At 66.9% G+C, this 21,717-nt stretch carries 20 protein-coding genes and 1 tRNA gene; 11 read left to right on the top strand and 10 right to left on the bottom strand.

Annotated elements, in window-relative coordinates; all coding sequences use genetic code 11:
• Positions 1-41: 41 nt before the first annotated feature.
• From cgtA to rplU, 3 genes are all read right to left on the bottom strand, one after another.
• Positions 42-1,127, bottom strand: a complete 1,086-nt coding sequence (cgtA, locus tag AC3A6R_RS23015; RefSeq protein WP_487865686.1) for an Obg family GTPase CgtA — start codon at positions 1,125-1,127, stop codon at positions 42-44.
• 70 nt (positions 1,128-1,197) lie between these two features.
• Positions 1,198-1,458 carry a 50S ribosomal protein L27 gene (gene rpmA / locus AC3A6R_RS23010; protein WP_487862688.1) on the bottom strand — a complete coding sequence of 87 codons (261 nt, stop codon included), beginning with the start codon at positions 1,456-1,458 and terminating at the stop codon, positions 1,198-1,200.
• A 12-nt stretch (positions 1,459-1,470) separates the two neighbouring features.
• A complete protein-coding gene (rplU, locus tag AC3A6R_RS23005; protein WP_157615540.1) occupies positions 1,471-1,782 on the bottom strand; it encodes a 50S ribosomal protein L21 in 312 nt (103 codons plus the stop codon).
• Between the two features lie 184 nt (positions 1,783-1,966).
• On the opposite strand from rplU, the gene AC3A6R_RS23000 reads away from it, so the two are divergent.
• The 10 genes from AC3A6R_RS23000 (at position 1,967) to AC3A6R_RS22955 (ending at position 11,384) form a co-directional block, all read left to right on the top strand.
• A complete protein-coding gene (locus tag AC3A6R_RS23000; RefSeq protein WP_487862689.1) occupies positions 1,967-2,959 on the top strand; it encodes a polyprenyl synthetase family protein in 993 nt (330 codons plus the stop codon).
• Positions 2,960-3,007: 48 nt separating this feature from the next.
• A tRNA-Pro gene (locus AC3A6R_RS22995) sits at positions 3,008-3,084 on the top strand.
• Positions 3,085-3,205: 121 nt separating this feature from the next.
• The gene (pilB, locus tag AC3A6R_RS22990; RefSeq protein ID WP_487865685.1) at positions 3,206-4,939 is read left to right on the top strand and encodes a type IV-A pilus assembly ATPase PilB; all 1,734 of its coding nucleotides are present in this window, start codon (positions 3,206-3,208) and stop codon (positions 4,937-4,939) included.
• 26 nt (positions 4,940-4,965) lie between these two features.
• Entirely contained in the window at positions 4,966-6,195 is a 1,230-nt protein-coding gene (locus AC3A6R_RS22985) for a type II secretion system F family protein (protein WP_487865684.1), read from the top strand.
• Positions 6,195-7,160 carry a prepilin peptidase gene (locus AC3A6R_RS22980; RefSeq protein WP_487862692.1) on the top strand — a complete coding sequence of 322 codons (966 nt, stop codon included), beginning with the start codon at positions 6,195-6,197 and terminating at the stop codon, positions 7,158-7,160. Before AC3A6R_RS22985 ends, AC3A6R_RS22980 begins: the two co-directional genes overlap by 1 nt.
• A 28-nt stretch (positions 7,161-7,188) precedes the next feature.
• Positions 7,189-7,794 carry a dephospho-CoA kinase gene (coaE, locus tag AC3A6R_RS22975; protein ID WP_487862693.1) on the top strand — a complete coding sequence of 202 codons (606 nt, stop codon included), beginning with the start codon at positions 7,189-7,191 and terminating at the stop codon, positions 7,792-7,794.
• 72 nt (positions 7,795-7,866) lie between these two features.
• The gene (locus tag AC3A6R_RS22970) at positions 7,867-9,360 is read left to right on the top strand and encodes an MBOAT family O-acyltransferase (protein ID WP_487865683.1); all 1,494 of its coding nucleotides are present in this window, start codon (positions 7,867-7,869) and stop codon (positions 9,358-9,360) included.
• 6 nt (positions 9,361-9,366) lie between these two features.
• Positions 9,367-10,383 carry a hypothetical protein gene (locus tag AC3A6R_RS22965; protein ID WP_487862695.1) on the top strand — a complete coding sequence of 339 codons (1,017 nt, stop codon included), beginning with the start codon at positions 9,367-9,369 and terminating at the stop codon, positions 10,381-10,383.
• 36 nt (positions 10,384-10,419) lie between these two features.
• Positions 10,420-11,175 carry a cell division protein ZapD gene (gene zapD / locus AC3A6R_RS22960; protein WP_487862696.1) on the top strand — a complete coding sequence of 252 codons (756 nt, stop codon included), beginning with the start codon at positions 10,420-10,422 and terminating at the stop codon, positions 11,173-11,175.
• Complete coding sequence (locus AC3A6R_RS22955) at positions 11,172-11,384, top strand: DNA gyrase inhibitor YacG (RefSeq protein ID WP_487865682.1); 213 nt, start codon at positions 11,172-11,174, stop codon at positions 11,382-11,384. The genes zapD and AC3A6R_RS22955 overlap by 4 nt, the downstream gene beginning before the upstream one ends.
• A gap of 21 nt (positions 11,385-11,405) precedes the next feature.
• On the opposite strand, the gene AC3A6R_RS22950 is transcribed toward AC3A6R_RS22955, so the two are convergent.
• From AC3A6R_RS22950 to secA, 5 genes are all read right to left on the bottom strand, one after another.
• The gene (locus AC3A6R_RS22950) at positions 11,406-13,364 is read right to left on the bottom strand and encodes an acyltransferase family protein (RefSeq protein ID WP_487865681.1); all 1,959 of its coding nucleotides are present in this window, start codon (positions 13,362-13,364) and stop codon (positions 11,406-11,408) included.
• Between the two features lie 64 nt (positions 13,365-13,428).
• Entirely contained in the window at positions 13,429-13,878 is a 450-nt protein-coding gene (locus AC3A6R_RS22945) for a (deoxy)nucleoside triphosphate pyrophosphohydrolase (protein WP_487865680.1), read from the bottom strand.
• Between the two features lie 25 nt (positions 13,879-13,903).
• On the bottom strand, positions 13,904-14,779 hold the full coding sequence (locus AC3A6R_RS22940) for an ATP-binding protein (RefSeq protein ID WP_487865703.1): 876 nt from the start codon (positions 14,777-14,779) through the stop codon (positions 13,904-13,906).
• 82 nt (positions 14,780-14,861) lie between these two features.
• On the bottom strand, positions 14,862-16,091 hold the full coding sequence (argJ, locus tag AC3A6R_RS22935; protein WP_487865679.1) for a bifunctional glutamate N-acetyltransferase/amino-acid acetyltransferase ArgJ: 1,230 nt from the start codon (positions 16,089-16,091) through the stop codon (positions 14,862-14,864).
• A 31-nt stretch (positions 16,092-16,122) separates the two neighbouring features.
• Positions 16,123-18,915 (bottom strand): preprotein translocase subunit SecA, encoded by a 2,793-nt coding sequence (gene secA / locus AC3A6R_RS22930; protein ID WP_487862701.1) that lies wholly within the window; start codon positions 18,913-18,915, stop codon positions 16,123-16,125.
• 188 nt (positions 18,916-19,103) lie between these two features.
• Between secA and AC3A6R_RS22925 the strand changes: the two genes are divergently transcribed.
• Positions 19,104-19,412 (top strand): hypothetical protein, encoded by a 309-nt coding sequence (locus tag AC3A6R_RS22925; RefSeq protein WP_487862702.1) that lies wholly within the window; start codon positions 19,104-19,106, stop codon positions 19,410-19,412.
• A 33-nt stretch (positions 19,413-19,445) separates the two neighbouring features.
• On the opposite strand, the gene AC3A6R_RS22920 is transcribed toward AC3A6R_RS22925, so the two are convergent.
• Together AC3A6R_RS22920 and AC3A6R_RS22915 are read right to left on the bottom strand one after the other, a co-directional pair.
• On the bottom strand, positions 19,446-20,426 hold the full coding sequence (locus AC3A6R_RS22920) for a tripartite tricarboxylate transporter substrate-binding protein (RefSeq protein WP_487862703.1): 981 nt from the start codon (positions 20,424-20,426) through the stop codon (positions 19,446-19,448).
• A 24-nt stretch (positions 20,427-20,450) separates the two neighbouring features.
• Positions 20,451-21,647 carry a pyridoxal-phosphate dependent enzyme gene (locus tag AC3A6R_RS22915; RefSeq protein WP_487865678.1) on the bottom strand — a complete coding sequence of 399 codons (1,197 nt, stop codon included), beginning with the start codon at positions 21,645-21,647 and terminating at the stop codon, positions 20,451-20,453.
• Positions 21,648-21,717 lie beyond the last annotated feature (70 nt).

Genomic DNA, 21,717 nt, shown 5'->3' with positions numbered 1-21,717 from the left:
GCTGTCGGCGGGGCATCGTAAGTACGCGATGCCCCGACCGGTCAGTTCGGGTCGGGCGGCAGTTCGACGAAGCGCGGATCGACCTCTGCGGGCGTCTGCGCCAGCTGCTGGGCCACCTGTTCGGCCTTGACGTGCTGGTACACGGCATGGACCAGGTGCTCGCAGCCTTCGCGCGTGAGGGCGGAAATCTCGAACACCGGGCCCTTGAAGCGCAGGCGCTTGACGAACTCCTTGACGCGCGCCGCGCGCTCGTCGACCGGCACCATGTCCAGCTTGTTCAGCACCAGCCAGCGCGGCTTCTCGTACAGCGCGGCATCGTACTTCTTGAGTTCGCCGACGATGGCCTTGGCTTGCGCGACCGGGTCGATGGCGTCGTCGAACGGCGCCATGTCGATCACATGCAGCAGCAGCCGCGTGCGCTGCAGGTGGCGCAGGAACAGGTGGCCAAGACCGGCGCCCTCGGATGCGCCCTCGATCAGGCCCGGCAGGTCGGCCACCACGAAGCTCTGCTCGGGGCCGACGCGCACGACACCCAGGTTCGGATGCAGCGTGGTGAACGGATAGTCCGCAATGCGCGGCCGCGCATTGGAGATGGCGCTGATCAGCGTCGACTTGCCGGCATTCGGCATGCCGAGCAGGCCGACGTCGGCCAGCACCTTGAGTTCGAGCTTCAGGCTCTTCGTTTCGCCGGGCCAGCCCGGCGTCTTCTGGCGCGGAGCGCGGTTGATCGCGCTCTTGAATCGCATGTTGCCGAAGCCGCCGTCGCCGCCCTTGGCGATGGTGATCACTTCGCCGGGGTTCAGCAGCTCGTACAGCACCTCGCCGGTCTCGGCGTCGGAAATGATCGTGCCGACCGGCATCTTGAGCGTGATGTCGTCGCCGGCGGCGCCGAACATGTCGGAGCCCATGCCGTGCTCGCCGCGCCGGGCTTCGTGTCGGCGCGAATAGCGGAAATCGACGAGGGTGTTGAGGTTCGGATCGGCCACCGCGAACACGTGGCCGCCGCGGCCGCCGTCACCGCCGTTGGGGCCGCCGAACTCCTTGTACTTTTCATGACGGAACGACACGCAGCCGTTGCCGCCATCGCCTGCGGCGATGTCGATGAAGGCTTCGTCGACGAACTTCATGGGATGTCCAGTGTACAAATGAAGAAGCCCCGGCAAAGCGGGGCTTCGAGTGGATCGAAGTGACTCGGGCTCAGGCCGCCGGGGTCACGTTGACCATGTGCTTGTTCATCGCACCCTTGATGCCGAACGACACGTGGCCCTCGACCAGTGCGAACAGCGTGTGATCCTTGCCCACGCCGACGTTCACACCGGGGTGGAACCGGGTGCCGCGCTGGCGCACGATGATCGAGCCTGCGCTGATCAGTTCGCCGCCGAAAGCCTTCACACCGAGCATCTTGGGCTTGGAATCGCGCCCGTTTCGCGTGGAGCCGCCGCCTTTTTTCTGTGCCATGGAATCTGCTCCTTAGCCGGCGATCGCGCCGATTTGCAGTTCGGTGAACTGCTGGCGATGGCCTTGACGTTTCTGATAGTGCTTGCGACGGCGCATCTTGAAGATGCCAACCTTGTCGTGCTTGCCGTGCGACAGTACCGTGACTGTCACCGTTGCGCCGGACACCAGGGGCGTGCCGACCTTGATTTCGCTGCCGTTGCCGACGGCGAGAACCTGGTCGATCACAATCTCCTGGCCTACATCCGCAGCAATCTGTTCTACTTTAATTTTTTCGCCGGAAGCAACGCGATACTGCTTGCCGCCGGTTTTTATGACCGCGTACATGTGAACCTCTTGGGATTTGTGCTCCACGGCGAATTCCGCAGAGCCCAAGATTCTAGCACGGTTTGCGCGCGCTAACATGCCTCGGCACCCAAGGTAACGGGCGGACGGGCATGCATCCCTATAATCCGTGCGGTCCGGCCCTGCGCCGCCAGCTCCTCGTATCAGCGCGCCGCGCGCCAATGCCTTGCCAGTCCACGCCGCCGACACCTCTCCCACCGCCACCGTGCTGGACCTGATCGCCGGCGACATGGCCGAAGTCGATCGCGTGATTGCGCGCCGCCTCGACACCGGCGTGCCGCTGGTCAGCCAAGTCTCGAAGTACATCATCTCGGCCGGCGGCAAGCGCCTGCGGCCCTCGCTGCTGCTCTTGATGGCGGGCGCCCTGGGCTACACCGGCGAGCAGCGATACAACCTCGCCGCGGTGGTGGAGTTCATCCATACCGCCACCCTGCTGCACGACGACGTGGTCGACGAATCAACGCTGCGGCGCGGACGCCCGACGGCCAATGAATCGTTCGGCAACCCGGCCAGCGTGCTGGTGGGCGACTTCCTCTATTCGCGCGCCTTCCAGATGATGTTGGATGCGAACAACATGCGCATCATGCAGATCCTGGCCGAAGCGACCAACGTGATCGCGGAAGGCGAAGTGCTGCAGCTCATGAACATGCACGACGCCTCGCTCGACGAGGCGGCGTACCTGCGCGTGATCCGCTCCAAGACCGCCAAGCTGTTCGAGGCCAGCACGCGGCTCGCGGCCGTTCTTGCGGGGGCCGCGCCCGAGGTCGAGGAGGCCTGCGCCACCTACGGCCAGGCGCTCGGCACCGCGTTCCAGGTGATCGACGACGTGCTCGACTACGCGGGCGACGCCCACGAAACCGGCAAGAACGTGGGCGACGACCTGCGCGAAGGCAAGACCACGCTGCCGCTGATCTTCGCCATGCGCCGTGGCAGCGCCGCCGAGAGCGCACTGGTGCGCGCCGCGATCGAGGCCGGAGACACCACCCAGCTGGCCACGATCGTGGAGATCGTCCACCGCACGGGCGCGCTCGACGCCGCACGCGCGGCCGCCGCGGACGAGGCCAAGCGCGCCATCGATGCATTGCGCGACTTTCCGTCCAATCCGCATGCCGCGGGTTTGCTACAATTGGCGGCTCAGTTGCTTGAGCGGCGTGCCTGAACACCTCACAAGGTTGGCCAAGGACGAGTTCGATTTTTTGCAACCAATCGGGGTGTAGCTTAGCCTGGTAGAGCGCTACGTTCGGGACGTAGAGGCCGGAGGTTCGAATCCTCTCACCCCGACCAGTCATTTCATTTGCGGCTGGTGCCAGAAATGCCCTTTCCTGTTGCTGCGTGGCGATTTACAGGGACGAGGCGTTCAGCGATGATCGTGAAGCACTTTTTCACATCTTTTGCAATTCGCTGAATGGCTGCCGCCGAACTTCCTGTTAAAGAAACTTCGCAGATCGCCCTTCCGGGCCTGGCGCGTGCGCTGGTGTCCGCCGGCAAGCTGCCTGCGAAGACGGCGGAAGACATCTACCAGAAATCGCTCGGCGCGCGCACCAGCTTCATTGCCGAGCTGACCGGCAGCGGCGCCGTTTCGGCGGCCGACCTGGCCCACACGCTGTCCACGGCCTTCGGCGCACCGCTGCTCGACCTCGACGCCATCGACTACCAGCGCCTGCCCAAGGACCTGCTGGACCCCAAGCTCTGCAGCGCCTACCGCATCGTGGTGCTCAGCAAGCGCAACAACCGCCTCATCGTCGCCACGGCCGACCCGTCGGACCAGCAGGCGGTCGAGAAGATCAAGTTCGCGTCGCAGATGGGCGTCGACTGGGTCATCGCCGAGTACGACAAGCTCTCGCGCATGATCGAGGCCGCCGCCGTGACGGCCGCCGAAACCATCAACAGCATCGTCGGCACCGAGTTCGAGTTCGACGAGGTCACGACCGACGCCGCGACTGACGTGAGCGAGCAGGCCATCGCCGAGGTCGAAGACGCACCGGTGGTGCGCTTCCTGCACAAGATGCTGCTCGACGGCGTGAGCATGCGGGCGTCGGACATCCACTTCGAGCCCTACGAGCACAACTACCGCGTGCGCTTTCGCATCGACGGCGAACTGCGCGAGATCGCGAGCCCGCCGACGCTCATCAAGGACAAGCTCGCCTCGCGGATCAAGGTGATCTCGCGGCTCGACATCTCGGAGAAGCGCGTTCCGCAGGACGGCCGCATGAAGCTCAAGATCGGGCCCGAGCGCGTGATCGACTTCCGCGTGAGTACGCTGCCCACGCTGTTCGGCGAGAAGATCGTGATCCGTATCCTTGATCCGAGCAGCGCGCGCCTCGGCATCGACGCGCTCGGCTACGACGCCGACGAGAAGGCGCGCCTGCTGCACGCGATCAGCCGCCCGTACGGCATGGTGCTGGTCACGGGGCCCACCGGCTCGGGCAAGACGGTGTCGCTCTACACCTGCCTGAACCTGCTGAACCAGCCCGGCGTCAACATCGCCACAGCCGAAGATCCGTCCGAAATCAACCTGCCGGGCGTGAACCAGGTCAACGTCAACGAGCGCGCCGGCCTCACCTTCGCGGCGGCCCTGCGCGCCTTCCTGCGCCAGGACCCCGACATCATCATGGTCGGCGAAATCCGCGACCTCGAAACCGCCGACATCTCGATCAAGGCCGCCCAGACCGGCCACCTGGTGCTTTCGACGCTGCACACCAACGACGCGCCCACCACCCTCACGCGCATGCGCAACATGGGGATCGCGCCGTTCAACATCGCCTCCAGCGTGATCCTCATCACCGCACAGCGACTGGCGCGCCGGCTGTGCCAGGTGTGCCGCGTCCCGGTCGACGTGCCGCGGCAGGCGCTGCGCGATGCGGGCTTCCGGGACGAGGACCTCGACGGCACCTGGAAGCCCTATCGCCCGGTCGGCTGCCCGGCGTGCAACGGCGGCTACAAGGGCCGCGTGGGCATCTACCAGGTGATGCCGATCTCGGAGGCGATCCAGGCGATCATCCTGCGCGACGGCAGTGCGCAGGACATCGCGCGCCAATCCGAGGCCGAAGGGGTTCGCTCGCTGCGCCAGTCGGGCCTCAGGAAAGTCATGCAGGGGCTCACCTCGCTCGAGGAAGTGGTGGCGGTCACCAACGAATAACGAACGCATTGCAAATCGGAGATCGAATGGCAACAGTGGCATCCACCCGCACCCAGAGCACGCTCAAGGAGTTCGTCTTCGAATGGGAAGGCAAGGACCGCAACGGCAAGCTGGTGCGCGGCGAGCTCCGGGCCGCCGGCGAGAACCAGGTCCAGGCGGCCCTGCGCCGCCAGGGGGTGCTGGCAACCAAGGTCAAGAAGCGCCGCATGCGCTCGGGCAAGGCGATCAAGCCCAAGGACATCGCGATCTTCACGCGCCAGCTGGCCACGATGATGAAGGCCGGCGTGCCGCTGCTGCAATCATTCGACATCGTCGGCCGCGGCAATGCCAATCCGAGCGTCGCCAAGCTGCTGAACGACATCCGCAGCGACGTCGAAACCGGCACCTCGCTGTCGTCGGCCTTCCGCAAGTTCCCGAAGTACTTCGACAGCCTCTACTGCAACCTGGTGGAGGCCGGCGAGGCGGCCGGTATCCTCGAGGACCTGCTCGACCGGCTCGCCACCTACATGGAGAAGACCGAGGCGATCAAGTCGAAGATCAAGTCGGCGCTGATGTATCCGATCTCCGTGGTCGTCGTGGCTTTCGTGGTGATCGCGATCATCATGATCTTCGTGATTCCGGCCTTCAAGGAGGTCTTCAGCTCGTTCGGCGCCGACCTGCCCGCGCCGACCCTGATCGTGATCGGCATCAGCGAATTCTTCGTCTCGTACTGGTGGCTGATCTTCAGCGTGATCGGCGGCGGCACCTACTTCTTCCTGCAGGCCTGGAAGCGCAACGAACGCGTGCAGCGCGTGATGGACCGCGCGCTGCTGCGCGTGCCGATCTTCGGCACCCTGATCGAGAAATCGTGCGTCGCGCGCTGGACCCGCACGCTCGCAACCATGTTCGCGGCCGGCGTGCCGCTCGTGGAAGCGCTCGATTCGGTCGGTGGCGCCTCGGGCAACACCGTCTACAGCGACGCCACGGTCAAGGTCCAGCAGGAAGTCTCGACCGGCACCAGCCTCACGACGGCCATGACCAACGTCAACCTGTTCCCGTCGATGGTGATCCAGATGACGGCGATCGGCGAGGAGTCCGGCTCGATCGACCACATGCTCGGCAAGGCCGCCGACTTCTATGAATCCGAGGTCGACGACATGGTCGCGGGCCTGTCGAGCCTGATGGAGCCGATCATCATCGTGTTCCTCGGAACGATCATCGGCGGCATCGTGGTGTCGATGTACCTGCCGATCTTCAAGCTGGGCCAAGTCGTCTGATGCTGATCTCGGAGGGGTTCGACGCTGCCCTCGCCGGCGTCGTGGGTATGCTGGTCGGCAGCTTCCTCAACGTGGTGATCTACCGCACCCCGGTGATGATGTACCGCGGCTGGCTCAGTGACGCGGTGGCGAACCTGATGTCGTCCAAGGACTCGCCTTCGCTCTGGTCGCTCGTGTTCGGGCCTCGGTCGGCACCGCCGGCCGGGCTCGAGGCCGCCGCGGACAAGGCCGCGGTGGCCATCGAGGCGCTGCCGCCCTTCGACCTCGCGCGCCCCGCATCGCGCTGCGGCGCCTGCGGCCACAAGATCCGCTGGTACGAGAACATTCCGGTGCTGAGCTACGCGCTGCTGCGCGGCCGCTGCGGCGCCTGCAAGGCCGCGATCAGCCTGCGCTACCCGATCGTCGAACTGGTCACGGGCGCGTTGTTCGCGCTGTGCGCCTGGCGCTTCGGCATGACGCCGGCCGCGGTGCTCTGGGCGGCGTTCGCGGCGTTGTTGATCTGCCAGTTCCTGATCGACTTCGACACGCAGTTCCTGCCCGACTCGCTCAACTATCCGCTGCTCTGGCTCGGGCTGATCGGCGCGGCCATGGGCTGGACCGGCGTGGCACTCGATTCGGCTCTCTGGGGCGCCGTGTTCGGCTACCTGAGCCTCTGGCTCGTCTACCACGCCTACCGGCTTGCCACGGGCAAGGAAGGCATGGGCTACGGCGACTTCAAACTGCTTGCGGCTCTTGGCGCCTGGTTCGGCGCCGACTACCTGATCGCCATCATCCTGGTCTCGTCGCTGGTAGGCGCGGTGATCGGCATCGCGCTGCGCGTCGTGGGCAAGCTCGCGCACAAGGACATCCCCATGGCCTTCGGGCCGTTCCTCGCGGGCGCAGGCCTGGTCTGCCTTGCCGTGGGCCCGGCGCTCGTACGGCAGTCGATTCCCTTCGCCTTTCCGCTCAGCGGCCTGGTCCGCTGAAGCAACACCCAAAGAAAGCAGGACGCTCATGCGACGCATCGGCCTGACCGGCGGCATCGGAAGCGGCAAGAGCACGGTCGCGGCCATGCTGGTCGCCGAAGGGGCCGTGCTCGTCGACACCGATGCGATCGCACGCGACATCGCCAGCCCCGGCGGCATCGCCATGCCCGCGGTCGAGGCCGCCTTCGGCCCGGCGGTCATTGCGTCCGACGGCGGGCTCGACCGCGCCGCCATGCGGCAGATCGTGTTCGCCGACGGCAGCGCGAGGAAACGCCTCGAATCGATCCTGCACCCGCTGATCGGTGCCGAGACCGAACGCCTGGCCGCGGCCGCGGGCGAGCGCGCCACGGTGGTCTTCGACGTGCCGCTGCTGGTCGAGTCCGGCCGCTGGCGGGCCATCGTCGAGCGGGTGCTGGTGGTCGATGCCAGCGAAGAGACGCAACTGCGGCGCGTCGTCGCACGCTCCGGCTGGACGCCCGAGGCGGTGCGGGCGGTGATCGACCAGCAGGCCCCGCGCCGACTACGCCGGGCGGCCGCGGACGCGGTCATCTGCAACGAGACGCTTTCGCTGGACGAACTCGCCGCCGAGGTGCGGGGTCTCTGGAATCAGTGGGTTCGGCCCGGCACGCGATAATCCAGGGTTTGCCGCCGCAGCGGCCGCACATACGAACAAGACAAAAGGCGCTCGCCGGAGTGCCCTCCTGCGATGCTTTTCAATTCGTACCCCTTCATATTTGTCTACTTCCCGCTGGTGCTGATCGGGTTCTTCCTGATCGGCAGGCGCAACGCCCGATCCGCTGCCGGCTTCCTGGCGCTCGCGTCGCTGTTCTTCTATGGCTGGTGGAGCGTCGAGGCGCTGCCGCTGCTGGTGGCGTCGATTTGCATGAACTACTGGTTCGGGCTGCACCTGTCGCCCGCGCCGGGGCGCGACGACCGCAAGCGCAAGCGGTTGCTGGTGACGGCGCTGGTGGTGAACCTCGGCGTGCTCGCGGTCTTCAAGTACGCGAACTTCTTCGTCGCGAACGTGAATGAGGGCCTCGTCGCGGCGGGCATGTCGCCGCTCGAGATGCTGCACATCGTGCTGCCGATCGGCATCTCGTTCTATACCTTCACCCAGATCGCGTTCCTGGTCGACTGCTGGCAGGGCAAGGTGCACGAGCGCAGCTTCATCCACTACCTGCTGTTCGTCACCTATTTCCCGCACCTGATCGCGGGCCCGGTGCTGCACCACGCGCAGATGATGCCGCAGTTCGCCAACCCCGCGACCTACAAGCTCGACCCCAACAAGGTCGCGCTCGGCATTGCCATCTTCACCTTCGGCCTGGCCAAGAAGCTGCTGATTGCCGACCCGATGGGCCAGTACGCCGACATGATGTTCAACGGCGTGCACAAGGGCATCGAGCCTACGCTCTACACCGCATGGTTCGGCGCGCTGGCCTATACGCTGCAGATCTATTTCGACTTCTCGGGCTATTCAGACATGGCCGTGGGCCTGTCGATGTGCCTGGGGGTGCAGCTGCCGCTCAACTTCCGCTCGCCCTACAAGTCGACCAACATCATCGAGTTCTGGCGCCGCTGGCACATCTCGCTGTCGAACTTTCTGCGCGACTACCTCTACGTGCCCCTCGGCGGCAACCGCAAGGGGCCGGCGCGGCGCTACCTCAACCTGTTCCTCACGATGCTGCTCGGCGGCCTCTGGCACGGTGCGGCCTGGACCTTCGTGGTCTGGGGCGCGATGCACGGCGTGTTCCTGATGATCAACCATCTCTGGAACGCAAAGGTGCGGCCCGCCGCCACGCCGGGCCGCATCGGCCGCGTGCTGGGCTGGCTGCTGACCTTCCTGTGCGTGGTGCTGGCCTGGGTCGTGTTCCGCGCGGACGGCATGCACACGGTCATGGCCATCTACAAGGGCATGCTGGGCCTGCACGGCGCACCGCCTACGGCATTCAGCGAATTCGGCCCGGTCCCCTACCGCAAGCCCGAGTTCTTCCGGACCATGCTGATCGGCATCTTCATCTGCCTGGCATTGCCCCCGACGATCACGCTCGAGCGCTGGATTCCCCACCCGAAGGCGGTGGCAGGCCGGCCGACCCTCGCCTGGGGCTCGACCGCCGTGCTGGCGATCGGCACCTTTGCGCTCTTCGCATGGTGCGTCTCGAACCTGGGCAACTACAGCCCGTTCCTCTATTTCCAATTCTGATTCGACATGACGACGCCCGCGAAAGTCTGGCTGCGCTTCTTCCTGATCGGCTACATCGTCCTGATGGTGCTGTGGATCATCTCGCTCACCAGCCCCATTCCCTACGGCGACCTCACGCGGATCGGCCGCCTGTCCGAGCGCGAGTTCGGCTGGACCGCGCCGCCGCCCAAGGCCGATCCCGCCTTCCTGAAGGCCGCACCAGTCGACAAGGCCGACATCCTGGTGATCGGCGACAGCTTCTCGATGACCTACCGCTGGCAGTCGGTGCTGACCCGGGCCGGCTACCGCGTCACGACCACCTATTGGGGCCAGTACGAGAACGCGCTCTGCGCCGATTTCGATCAGTGGATCGAGAAGTCGGGCTTCAAGGGCAAGCTGATCATCATCGAGAGCGTCGAACGCCTGCTCGGCGACCGCACCACGGACAGCATGAAGTGCGAGAAGATGGTCATGCCCTTCGATGCCCAGGACCATGCGTTGATCACGCCCGACGAGACGGTGCCGAGTCCCGCGCCCAACTGGAACGTCCAGTTCATGACGGGCGTCACGACCTACTACAACACCTGGAAAGCGAAAAAGTCTGCAACAGACATCTACTTCGACTGGAACACCTGGGTGCGCCCGGTGCCCGACGGTTGCAAGCTCTTCTCGCATCGCAGCTGCGACAAGATGCCCTTTTTCGCCGAAGATGAGGACAATGGGCCACTCACCCCCGCGCACCTCGCGTGGATGAAGAATTTCACACAGGCCCACACCCGATTTCCTATCATGTGGATGGTGATTCCCAACAAGACCACCGTGTACCTGAAGCCCGACTTCTCGAAGGATTTCGAGGCCGGGTTCCGCGCGTCCGGGTTGGGCCCCGACCTCTTCGCATTCGCGCGCGAAAAGCACACACAGGTGCGCGACTTCTACTTTCCGAACGACACCCACATGTCGATGCATGGCCAGTTCGAACTCGGCGAGCGCATGCTCTCGGCGGTGCGCGAAGTGCTGCCTTCGCCGCCGGCGAAGACGCCCTGAGGCTATGATTCCGCGACAGAAAAGCTATAGAACCGCGTGATCCTTTACGAGTACCCCTTCAACGAGCGCATTCGCACGTATCTGCGGCTGGAGCATCTCTTCCGCCGCCTCGGGGAGCTGGTGCCCGCGGAATCGCCGCTGTCGCATCACTACGCGCTGGTCACGATCTTCGAGATCATGGACGTCGCTGCACGTGCCGACCTCAAGGCCGACGTGATGCGTGACCTCGACAAGCACAAGAACGTCTTCAACAGCTACCGCGGCAATCCGGCCATCGCCGAAGCCGTGCTCGACCAGGTCGTCGGCCAGCTCGAGCGCAATTTCGCCACGCTCAACAGCGTGGCCGGCAAGGCGGGCCAGGCGCTGACCGAGAACGAGTGGCTCATGAGCATCAGGAGCCGCGCGAGCATTCCGGGCGGCACCTGCGAATTCGACCTGCCCGCGTACTACGCCTGGCAGCACCGCAGTGCAGCGAGCCGGCGCGCCGACCTCGAACGCTGGTCCGGCACGCTGTCGCCGCTCGCCGCATCCATCTACCTGCTGCTCAAGCTCCTGCGCGAGGCCGACGTGCCCTACAAGGTCATGGCCACCGGCGGGCAGTTCCAGCAAAACCTTCCGCAGGGGCGCAGCTTTCAGCTGCTGCGGCTGCGCATCGATCCGAGGCTGGGCCTGATTCCCGAGATCAGCGGCAACCGGCTCATGGTCTCGGTCCGGATGATGCGCCACGAAGCCGACGACCGCCTGCACCCGAGCAACGACGACGCCGCATTCGAACTCACGCTCTGCGCATGAACAAGGCCAATCAGCTCGGCGAGCGCATCGTTCGCTGCCCCGCGTGCGGCGGCGACAGCGTCTACGCTGAACGCAACCCCTACCGCCCGTTCTGCAGCGCGCGCTGCAAGGGCATCGACCTCGGCGCCTGGGCCAGCGAGGAATTCCGCATGCCGGCCGAGGCACCCGCCGACGACGAGCCTTTCGGCGACCCGAAGAAGGTTCAGTAGCCGGCCACGCCGCAGCAGCAGCTAGGGCGGCGAAAGGAAGATGCTGTCGACGTAGGCCGCATGCCTGCGCACATAGGCCGCGCGCAGATGCTCGCGGTCCTTGTAGACCGGCGCATCGTCCGGCGTCGCACGCAGGCACTGCCCGTCCTTGCAGAGGCTCGCCACCACGTCGATCGGCTCGGCGCCGGCAGCGCGTGCAAGCGCCTTCAACCGCTCGTTGAGCTGCACCTGATCGGTGGGCAGTGGCGCGTGCGGCGTGCTGCCGAGTGCCACCATGCGGCCCATGCGGCTGCCTTCGATGAGGCGGCGCGGCTCGAACGCGATGCCGCTCGCGTTGTCGAGCAACAGGTAGACCTTCTTGCCGCTGCCCACGAGCGTTGCCAGCAATTTCGACAGCGCCTCGATCGCACGGGCACGCCCCTCGCCGCCGTCGTTGACGAGGTAGGCCGCGCCACCTTCATGAAAGTAGAACGGCAGCGGAAAATTGCCCGTGAAGTAGCAGTTCCAGCAGGCGCCAACCACCACTGTGTCGATGTCCGGCGCAAGCGCCAGCGCGAGCATCTCGTTGCGCGCCTGTTCGCAGCCGGGGTTGCCTTCGGCCACCATGCCGGGTACCGGCGGACAGGCGCCATAGATCGAGAAATACGTCGTGGCCATGCGCTCGGGCGCGGTGCGCGCCAGTTCGCGTGCGCGTGGCGCGTACTGCTGGACATGGCTGTCGCCGATCAGCAGCACCTTGTGCGCACCGCTGCCCACGGCCTTGACCCGATGACCTGCAATCTTGCGGTCGGCGAAGCCGGCGAAGTAGTCGTCGTCGACCGTGGCATCGGTCACTTTGCGCAGCAGGTCGCTGCCGTTGCGCGGCGGCATGCCGCCGAAGGCAAGCAGGCCGACGACCGCCACCGCTACACCGCCGCCCACGAGCGCGCGCAGCATCGCGGGCTCGGTCCGCGCGCGCGTGAAGCGCTCCACGAAGCGGTAGGTGAACCAGGCCAGCGCCACGCTCGCGATCACCACGGCCGCGCGCACCGCGGGCGCAGGCTCGCCTTCTTGGACGATGCGCGCATAGACCAGCAAGGGCCAGTGCCAAAGGTAGAGCGGGTAGCTGATGAGACCGACCCACACCATCGGGCGGCGCGCCAGCACCCAGCGGTTGAGCACGCCGTTGGGGCCGGCCGCGATGCAGCATGCCGCGCCCACCGTGGGCAGCAGCGCCCACCAGCCCGGGAAGGCCTTGTCGCTGCGGATCGTCACGAGCCCCAGCACGATCAGGCCCATGCCCAGGCACGACTGCAGATGACTGCGCCAGGCCGGTGCCGGCGGCGCGTTCGCGGCGGCGGCTTGCAGCCGCATGCAGGCCAGGATGCCGCCCACCATCAGCTCCCAGAAGCGCGAGGCCGGCGAATAGAAAGCAGCCGTGCGAAACGGATGGATCGTCAGCACATTGACGAGGAACGACACCACCGCCAGCACCCACAGCAGCCGCAGCACCGGCCAGCGCCGGCGCCATGCGAAGGCCAGCAGCATGGGCCAGAAGATGTAGAACTGTTCCTCGATGCCGAGCGACCACAGGTGCAGGAGCGGCTTGGTCTCGGCGGCCGTGTCGAAATATCCGGCCTCGCCCCAGAAGACGAAATTGGCAATGAAGGCAGCGCCGCCGGCCGCCTGCTTTCCGAGCGCGGTGAACTCACGCGGCAGCAGCGCATACCAGCCGAAGGCCAGCGTCGCGACCAGCACCAGCGTCAGCGCCGGGAAGATCCGGCGGATGCGCCGTGCATAGAAGTCGCGGTAGCTGAAGTCGCCGGCCGCCAGGCTCTGCAGGATGATGGTCGTGATCAGGAAGCCCGAGATCACGAAGAAGATGTCGACGCCGATGAAGCCGCCCGGCAGCGCATCGGGAAAGGCATGGAAGGCCAGCACCGACCCCACCGCCACGGCGCGCAGGCCGTCGATGTCGGGGCGGTACTTGGGATGCATCATGGCGCGGTGCCTCGAACCCGCGACGCCGGCTCGATGCGCTCGCCCGGCGCGATGCGCGCGTCCATCAGTCGAGCGTCGAAACCGCCAGCGCCGCCGAAGCGGGCAGGCCGCGCTCCTGGCTCAGCCATTCGAGCACCGGCAGCGCGCCCGGCAGCACCGGCGCCACGTCGAGCGGCAGCTGCTGCCAGCGCATCTGCTGGCCTTCGCGCATCTCGAAGTCGCCCGACCATTGCATCACCTTGCACCAGTGCAGGCGCACCAGCGCATGCGGGTAGTCGTGCTCGGTCACCTTCCAGACTTCAGCGCCCGCGATGGTGATGCCAAGTTCTTCGTGCAGTTCGCGACGCAGCGCCTCTTCGACCGTTTCGCCGGCCTCGACCTTGCCGCCCGGGAACTCCCAGAAGCCCGCGTAGGGCTTGCCTTCGGGCCGCGTCGACAGCAGCAGCGCGCCATCGTCGGCGCGGATCAGCACGCCGACGGCCACCTCGGTGTGCTTGGGGCCCGCGTCGGTCACTGGTGAACCCTTGTTGGCATGACGCTCATGCGCTGGTCCGCCCCGCGTAGTCGCGCGCGAACTGGTAGGCGACGCGGCCGCTGCGCGAACCACGCTCGAGCGCCCAGACCAGCGCCTCGGGGCGCGCGGCCTCGATGGCGGCGGCATCCACGCCGAACGACGAGAGCCACTGCGCGACGATCGCGAGGTATTCGCTCTGGCTGAACGGATAGAAGCTCACCCAGAGGCCGAAGCGCTCGGACAGCGAGATCTTCTCCTCGATCACTTCGCCGGGGTGCACTTCGCCGTCCTCGGTGTGGGTGTAGCTGAGGTTGTCCTTCATGTACTCGGGCAGCAGGTGGCGCCGATTGCTGGTCGCATAGATCAGCACATTGGGCGTGGCCGCGGCCACCGAGCCGTCGAGGATCGACTTGAGCGCCTTGTAGCCCGGCTCGCCCTCGTCGAAGCTCAGGTCGTCGCTGAACACGATGAACTTCTCGGGCCGCTGCGACACCACCTCGACGATGTCGGGCAGGTCGGTGAGCTCGGCCTTGTCGACCTCGATCAGGCGCAGGCCCTGCGGCGCGTAGGCCTGCAGGCAGGCGCGGATCAGCGACGACTTGCCGGTGCCGCGCGCGCCCGTGAGCAGCACGTTGTTGGCCGGCTTGCCTTCGACGAACTGGCGCGTGTTGCGCTCGATCTTCTCTTTCTGAACGTCGATTTCCTTGAGCGAATCAAGCGCCATCGCGGCCAGGTGCTTCACGGGCTCGAGCACGCCATGGCCCGAGCTGCGGCGGCGATAGCGCCAGGCGATCGACGCGTTCCAGTCGGCAGGGGCTGCGAGCGGTTGCGGCAGGATTGATTCGATGCGGGTGATCAGTTGCTCGGCGCGTTCGATCAGCCTTTGGAACTGCTCGTTCATCGACGCCCGCCCGGCCGCCCGAAGGGCGTTGAGCGCCCCCTCGGGGGGCAGCGACGACACGAAGTGCGGAGCGTGGGGGCTGTCATGATCTGTAGTCGGCGTTGATCGTCACGTACTCGTGGCTGAAGTCGCAGGTCCACACCGTCTCGCTCGCGTTGCCGCGTCCCAGTCCGATGCGCACCGTGATCTCGCTCTGCTTCATCACGCGCTGGCCGTCTTCCTCGCGATACGACGGGTTGCGCCCGCCCTTGACCGCCACGTGCACGTCGTCGAGGAACAGGTCGATGCCGGTCTGGTCGAGGTCGGCGATGCCCGCGTAGCCCACGGCCGCGAGGATGCGGCCCAGGTTGGGGTCGCTGGCGTAGAAGGCCGTCTTGACCAGCGGCGAATGCGCCACGGCATAGGCCACCTGCCTGCACTCGGCGGCATCGCGGCCGCCTTCGACCTGAACGGTGATGAACTTGGTCGCGCCCTCGCCGTCGCGCACGATCGCCTGCGCGAGTTCGCGCGCCACGTCCTGCATGGCCGCCACGAGCGCCTGGCCCTCGGCCGAATCGAGCGCGGTGATCGGCGCATGTGCCGCCTTCTGCGAGGCAATGACCACGAACGAATCGTTGGTCGAGGTGTCGCCGTCGATCGTCACGCGGTTGAACGAGCCGTCAGCGAGCTGCCTGGCGAGCGGCTGGATCAGCGACGGATGGATCTTCGCGTCGGTCGCCATGAAGCCGAGCATGGTCGCCATGTTCGGCCGGATCATGCCGGCGCCCTTGCTGATGCCCGTGACGGTGACGGTGGCGCCGCCGACCTGCACCCGGCGGCTCGCGGCCTTCGGGACCGTGTCGGTGGTCATGATGCCTTCGGCCGCGCGCGCCCAGTGGTTCTCCGATGCATCGGCCAGCGCGGCGGGCAGGCCGGCCTCGATGCGATCGACCGGCAGCGGCTCCATGATGACGCCGGTCGAGAACGGCAGCACCTGCTCGGGCGCGATCTCGAGATGGCGCGCGAGCGCGATGCAGGTGGTGCGCGTGCGCAGCAGGCCGTCCTCGCCGGTGCCGGCATTGGCGTTGCCGGTGTTGATCACCATCGCCCGGATGCCGTGGTTGGCCGCCAGGTGCTCGCGGCAGACCTGCACCGGCGCTGCGCAGAAACGGTTCTGGGTGAACACGCCACCGACGGCCGCGCCGTCGTCGATCAGCACGACCGTCAGGTCCTTGCGGTTGGCCTTGCGCACGCCCGCCTCGGCCACGCCGATGCGGACGCCGGGCACCGCGAACAGCGCGGCGGGATCGGGAGCAGACAGGTTCACGGGCATGGCGGTATCTCTTCTCCGGACGTTCGTGGAATCAGCTCAGCTTGCCGTGGCAATGCTTGAACTTCTTGCCGCTGCCGCAGGGGCACGGGTCGTTGCGGCCGACGCGCGCGAAGGCCGCGGCCTGGGCACCCAGGCCGCCGGCGCCGAGTCCCGCAGCGGCGATGCGGCGCTCGTTCTCTTCGTCGCGGCGCACCTCGACCTCACCGGTCTCGGTCGGCGCGGTGTAGGTGATGTTGGAGAGGTTCTCGCCGCGGCTCTCGAGCGCATCGGCTGCCTCGTCGAGCTGGTCGCCGGACTGCACGCGCACCGTCATGAGCTGGCGCGTGACTTCGACCTTGACCGAGTCGAGCAGCTGGCCGAAGAGCTCGAAGGCCTCGCGCTTGTATTCCTGCTTGGGCTGCTTCTGCGCATAGCCGCGCAGGTGGATGCCCTGGCGCAGGTAGTCGAGCGAGGCGAGGTGCTCGCGCCAGTGCGTGTCGATGCTCTGCAGCAGCACCATGCGCTCGAACTGGGTGAAGTTCTCCTGGCCGATCATGGCCACCTTGGCCTCGAAATTCTCGTTGGCAGTCTTGACCACCTTCTCGACGATGTCCTCGTCGCTCACGGCCTCCAAGGCCTCGACCTCCTTCTTGAGGGGCATGTCGATGCCCCATTCGGTGAAGAGCGTCTTTTCGAGGCCTTCGAGGTCCCACTGCTCCTCGACCGATTCCACCGGCACGTACTGGCGCACCAGGTCGGTGAAGCAGCCTTCGCGCAGCGCCGCGATCTGTGCCGAGAGGTCGGTCGCGTCGAGGATGTCGTTGCGCTGCTGGTAGATCACCTTGCGCTGGTCGTTCGACACGTCGTCGTACTCGAGCAGTTGCTTGCGGATGTCGAAGTTGCGCGCCTCCACCTTGCGCTGGGCGCTCTCGATGCTCCGCGTGACGATGCCGGCCTCGATCGCCTCGCCGTCCGGCATCTTGAGGCGGTCCATGATCGCCTTCACGCGCTCGCCCGCGAAGATGCGCATCAGCGGATCGTCCAGGCTCAGGTAGAAGCGCGACGAGCCCGGGTCGCCCTGGCGGCCCGAGCGGCCGCGCAGCTGGTTGTCGATGCGGCGCGACTCGTGGCGCTCGGTCGCGATGATGCGCAGGCCGCCGAGCGACTTGATGAATTCGTGGTCCTTGGTCCATTCGGCGCGCACGTGCGCGATGTCGGCCTCTTTGGTGGCTTCGTCGCGGCCTTCGTCGTTCTCGATCGCCTCGATCATCTTCTCGATGTTGCCGCCCAGCACGATGTCGGTGCCGCGGCCCGCCATGTTGGTGGCGATAGTGATCATCTTCGCGCGGCCCGCCTGCGCCACGATGTCGGCCTCGCGCGCATGCTGCTTGGCGTTGAGCACCTGGTGCGGCAGGCCCGCCTCGGTGAGCAGGCCGTCGATGATCTCGGAGTTCTCGATCGACGAGGTGCCCACCAGCACCGGCTGGCCGCGCTCGTAGCATTCGCGGATGTCGTCGATCGCGGCCGCGTATTTCTCGCGCGTGGTCTTGTAGACGCGGTCGAGCTGGTCGTCGCGCTTGCTGATGCGGTTCGGCGGGATGATGACCGTCTCGAGTCCGTAGATCTCCTGGAACTCGTAGGCTTCGGTGTCGGCCGTGCCGGTCATGCCGGCCAGCTTGTTGTAGAGCCGGAAGTAGTTCTGGAACGTGATCGAGGCCAGGGTCTGGTTCTCGGCCTGGATCTGCACGCCTTCCTTGGCCTCCACCGCCTGGTGCAGGCCGTCGCTCCAGCGCCGGCCGGTCATCAGGCGGCCGGTGAATTCGTCGACGATGACCACTTCGCCCTGCTGCACCACGTAATGCTGGTCGCGGTGGTACAGGTGCCGCGCGCGCAGCGCGGCGTTCAGGTGGTGCATCAGCGTGATGTTGGCCGGATCGTAGAGCGACGCGCCCTCGGGCAGCAGGCCGAACTCGCCGAGCAGCCGCTCGGCGTTCTCGTGGCCGTCCTCGGTCAGGAACACCTGGTGCGTCTTCTCGTCGACCGTGAAGTCGCCCGGCACGGTCACGCCCTCGCCGGTGCGCGGGTCGGCCTCGCCTTCCTGTTTGGTGAGCAGGGGCACCACCTTGTTGATGGCGAGGTAGAGATCGGTGTGGTCCTCGGCCTGGCCGCTGATGATCAGGGGCGTGCGGGCCTCGTCGATCAGGATCGAGTCGACCTCGTCGACGATCGCGAAGTTCAGCTGGCGCTGAACCCGGTCGCCGGGCTCGTAGACCATGTTGTCGCGCAGGTAGTCGAAGCCGTACTCGTTGTTGGTGCCGTACGTGATGTCGCTGCCGTAGGCTTCCTGCTTCTGCTCGCGCGGGGCCTGCGGCAGGTTGATGCCCACCGTGAGCCCGAGGAAGTTGTAGAGCCGGCCCATCCAGGTGGCGTCGCGGCTGGCCAGGTAGTCGTTCACCGTGACCACGTGCACGCCCTTGCCGGACAGCGCATTCAGGTACACCGGCAGCGTGGCGGTCAGCGTCTTGCCCTCGCCGGTGCGCATTTCGGCGATCTTGCCGTTGTGCAGCGCCATGCCGCCGAGCAGCTGCACGTCGAAGTGGCGCATCTTCATGACCCGCTTGGAGCCTTCGCGCACGGTGGCGAAGGCTTCAGGCAGCAGCGCGTCGAGGGTTTCTCCCTTGGCGACGCGGTCCTTGAACTCCTGCGTCTTGGCGCGCAGTGCGTCGTCGCTGAGTTTCTCGAACGCCGGTTCGAGCGCATTGATGCGCTCCACCGTCTTGCGATACTGCTTGAGGAGCCGGTCGTTGCGACTGCCGAAGATCTGGGTCAGGAAGTTGGTTGCCATTGGCGTGGAGATGGTCAGCACCTGAGACAACAGGCACTGCGACCGGATTCCCTAAGATATGGTGAAAGCAGTTGGGCGCACCTTCTTCGAATGCAAGCTTCGAAAGCCAGCCGCTACTACCGATCTACCGGCGCAAGCGTCGGCAAACCTGGCATTTTAGCTGCCTTGTTCCCACCTCCGTATTACCGATGAATCGCCGCTCCGCCCCCTCCTTCACGCTGCAGCAGGCCGCCGAGGATTCGCCCACCCTGGCGAGCCTGATGGCGCGTGCCCGCGACGCCGGCGAGCGGCTGCGCGCGGTCGAGGGACTGATCCCGCCCGCCATGCGCCCCGCCCTCCAGGCCGGCCCGGCCGAGGGCGATGTCTGGTGCATCCTGGTGAACGGCAGCGCCGCCGCGGCCAAGCTGCGCCAGCTCTCGCCGATGCTGGTGACGCGGCTGCGCAACAAGGGCTGGGACGTGAACACGATCCGGATCAAGGTCCAGACCGGGCGCTGACACGCGCCGCAAGGCGCGGCCGGCCTATAGCGCCTATTGCGGCTGCAGCCCGATGTCGTGCGCCACCTTGCGCCAGCGCTCGGTCTCGGCGCGCATGAAGGCGCGCAGCTCGGCCGTGGTGGAGCCCTTGAGCTGCACCCCGAGCACCGTCATGCGCTCCCGCACCGAGGGATGGTCCAGCGCCGCGATGGCTTCGCGCCGCAGACGCTCGATGGTCTCGAGCGGCGTGGTCGCGGGCGCCACCATGGCCCACCACTGGTCGATCTCCAGCCCCTTGAGACCGCTCTCCGCGAGCGCGGGCACCTGCTCGAGGCCGGGCAGGCCGACGCGCTGGGCGCTCGTCACGAGCAGCGGGCGGATCCTGCGCGCGCCCAGCAGGCTGGCGCCGCTGGCGAGCGTCGCGAAGTGGCCGCCCACGGTGCCTGCCGCCACGTCGGTGAGCGCGGGCGCCGAGCCGCGGTACGGCACCATGTTGAAGCGGATCTTCGTGCGGCTCGCGAGCAGTTCCGCCGCCAGGTGGCTCACCGTGCCGGCGCCGCTGTGCGCGATGGCCGGCGGCATCGATGCGGCGGCCGCGGCCTGGACGAAGGTACGGAAATCGCGGCTTTCTTCGCCCATGCCCGCGAAGAAGACCAGCGGCGAGGTGCCGATCATCGTCACGGGCGTGAAGTCGCGCAGCAGGTCGTAGGGCAGCCGCGCCGTGACGGCGGGCGCGATCGCGTGCGGCAGCTCGACGATCGCGAGCGTGTACCCATCGGGTGCGGCCTTGGCGGCCGCCTCGGTGCCGATCTGGCCCGCGGCGCCCGGTCGGTTGTCGACGAGCACCGGCGCGCCGAGCGTCTGGCTCATGCGCTGGGCCATGGCGCGCGCGATGGCATCGGTGCTTCCGCCCGCGGCCCACGGCACGATCAGCTTGATCGGCCGCTCGGGAAAGGCCGCCCAGGCGCGCTGCGCCGGAGCGATCAGGGAGGCCGAGGCGGCAGCGAGGAAGGCACGGCGTCGCGGTTGGTACATGGTGTCGATCTCCTCGTCGATGGATCAGGAAGCGTCCGGCACGCTCGGGTCGCGCGCGGCACTGGCGGTCAGCATCAGCAGCACGTGGGAGCCGCCCTCGATGGCGCCGCGCTCGCGCAATTGCCGCAGGGCGTCGAGCCCGGCCGCCGCGCACAGTTCGGCGCTCACGCCAGCCCTGGCGAGCGTCCGCCGCGCCGCGCGCGCCGCGTCGTCGCCCACCACCGCCGCGCCGCCACCCGACGCTGTGGCCGCCTGCCATTGCAGATAGGTCACGGTGGCGCCGGCGGTGGAGAACTGCGCAGTGTGTCCCGGGTACGCGCCATGGAGTGCGCCGCCGGCGAGCACGCGCGAGAGGCGCGCAAAAGGTTCGACCATCCAGAGGCGCGGCAGGCGCGCAATGCGCCCCGCCGCCAGCAGTTCGCGAAAGCCGGTGTAAAGGCCCCAGGCCAGGTCGCCGCGCGCGGTGGGCACCAGCACGTGATCGGGCAGGCCGCCCTCGGCAACGCATTCCGAAGCGATCGGCTTGTAGCCTTCGATCGCGAGCGGCGCGCTGCCGAGCGCTGGCAAGCGGTAGTTGGTCAGCGCGAAATAACCTTCATGTTGTGAGCGCTCACGCACGAAATTCCACCGGCCGGCATTGTCCGAGAACACACGCCGCCGCGCACCAAGCGCATCGAGCTGGCGCGCGTAGGCGGGCGGCAGGCCTTCATAGGCAGCCACTTCGCAGCCCAGGCCGGCGGCCCAGGCGTAGTAGGCGGCCGAGATCGCCGCATTGCCCGACGAGGCCAGCACCAGCGTGTGGGCGCCGAAATCCAGCGCCTGCGCCACGCCCACCGCGGTCATCCGGTCCTTGTGCGAACCCGTCGGGTTCTTCGATTCGTCCTTGAGCGCGAGCCGCGCCAAGCCGAACTGCTGCGCCAGCTCGGGCAGGTCGACCAGCGGCGTGCCGCCTTCGCCGAGCGTGAAGCCCTCCGCGTACGGCATCTGCACCGGGGCCCCACCCGCCTCGGCCCGGTAGCTGGCGCGCAAACCCACGTGCACGCCTTCGGCCCGGCAGGCCGGGCAGCCATCGTTCGCCAACGCGAGCGGATAGAGCGTGTCGCAGCGCAGGCACTGGAGTCCTTGCAGGCGCGGGTTCCGCGTCGGGCGCGCGGCGCGGCCCGGTGCGCCCGCAGGCGCCGGAGCGGCAAAGTTCGAAAGGGAGGGAGACGACGGGTTCACGGCGGGTCTGCAACGGTGGAAGTGAGCGGATCGTAGGCATCTGGAAATAAAATCGCACAGCCCGAAATAC

Source organism: Variovorax sp. Soil_C_19 (assembly GCF_057657255.1).
The sequence above is the reverse complement of the archived record's forward strand: the minus strand, read 5'-3'. Positions and strand labels throughout refer to the sequence as shown.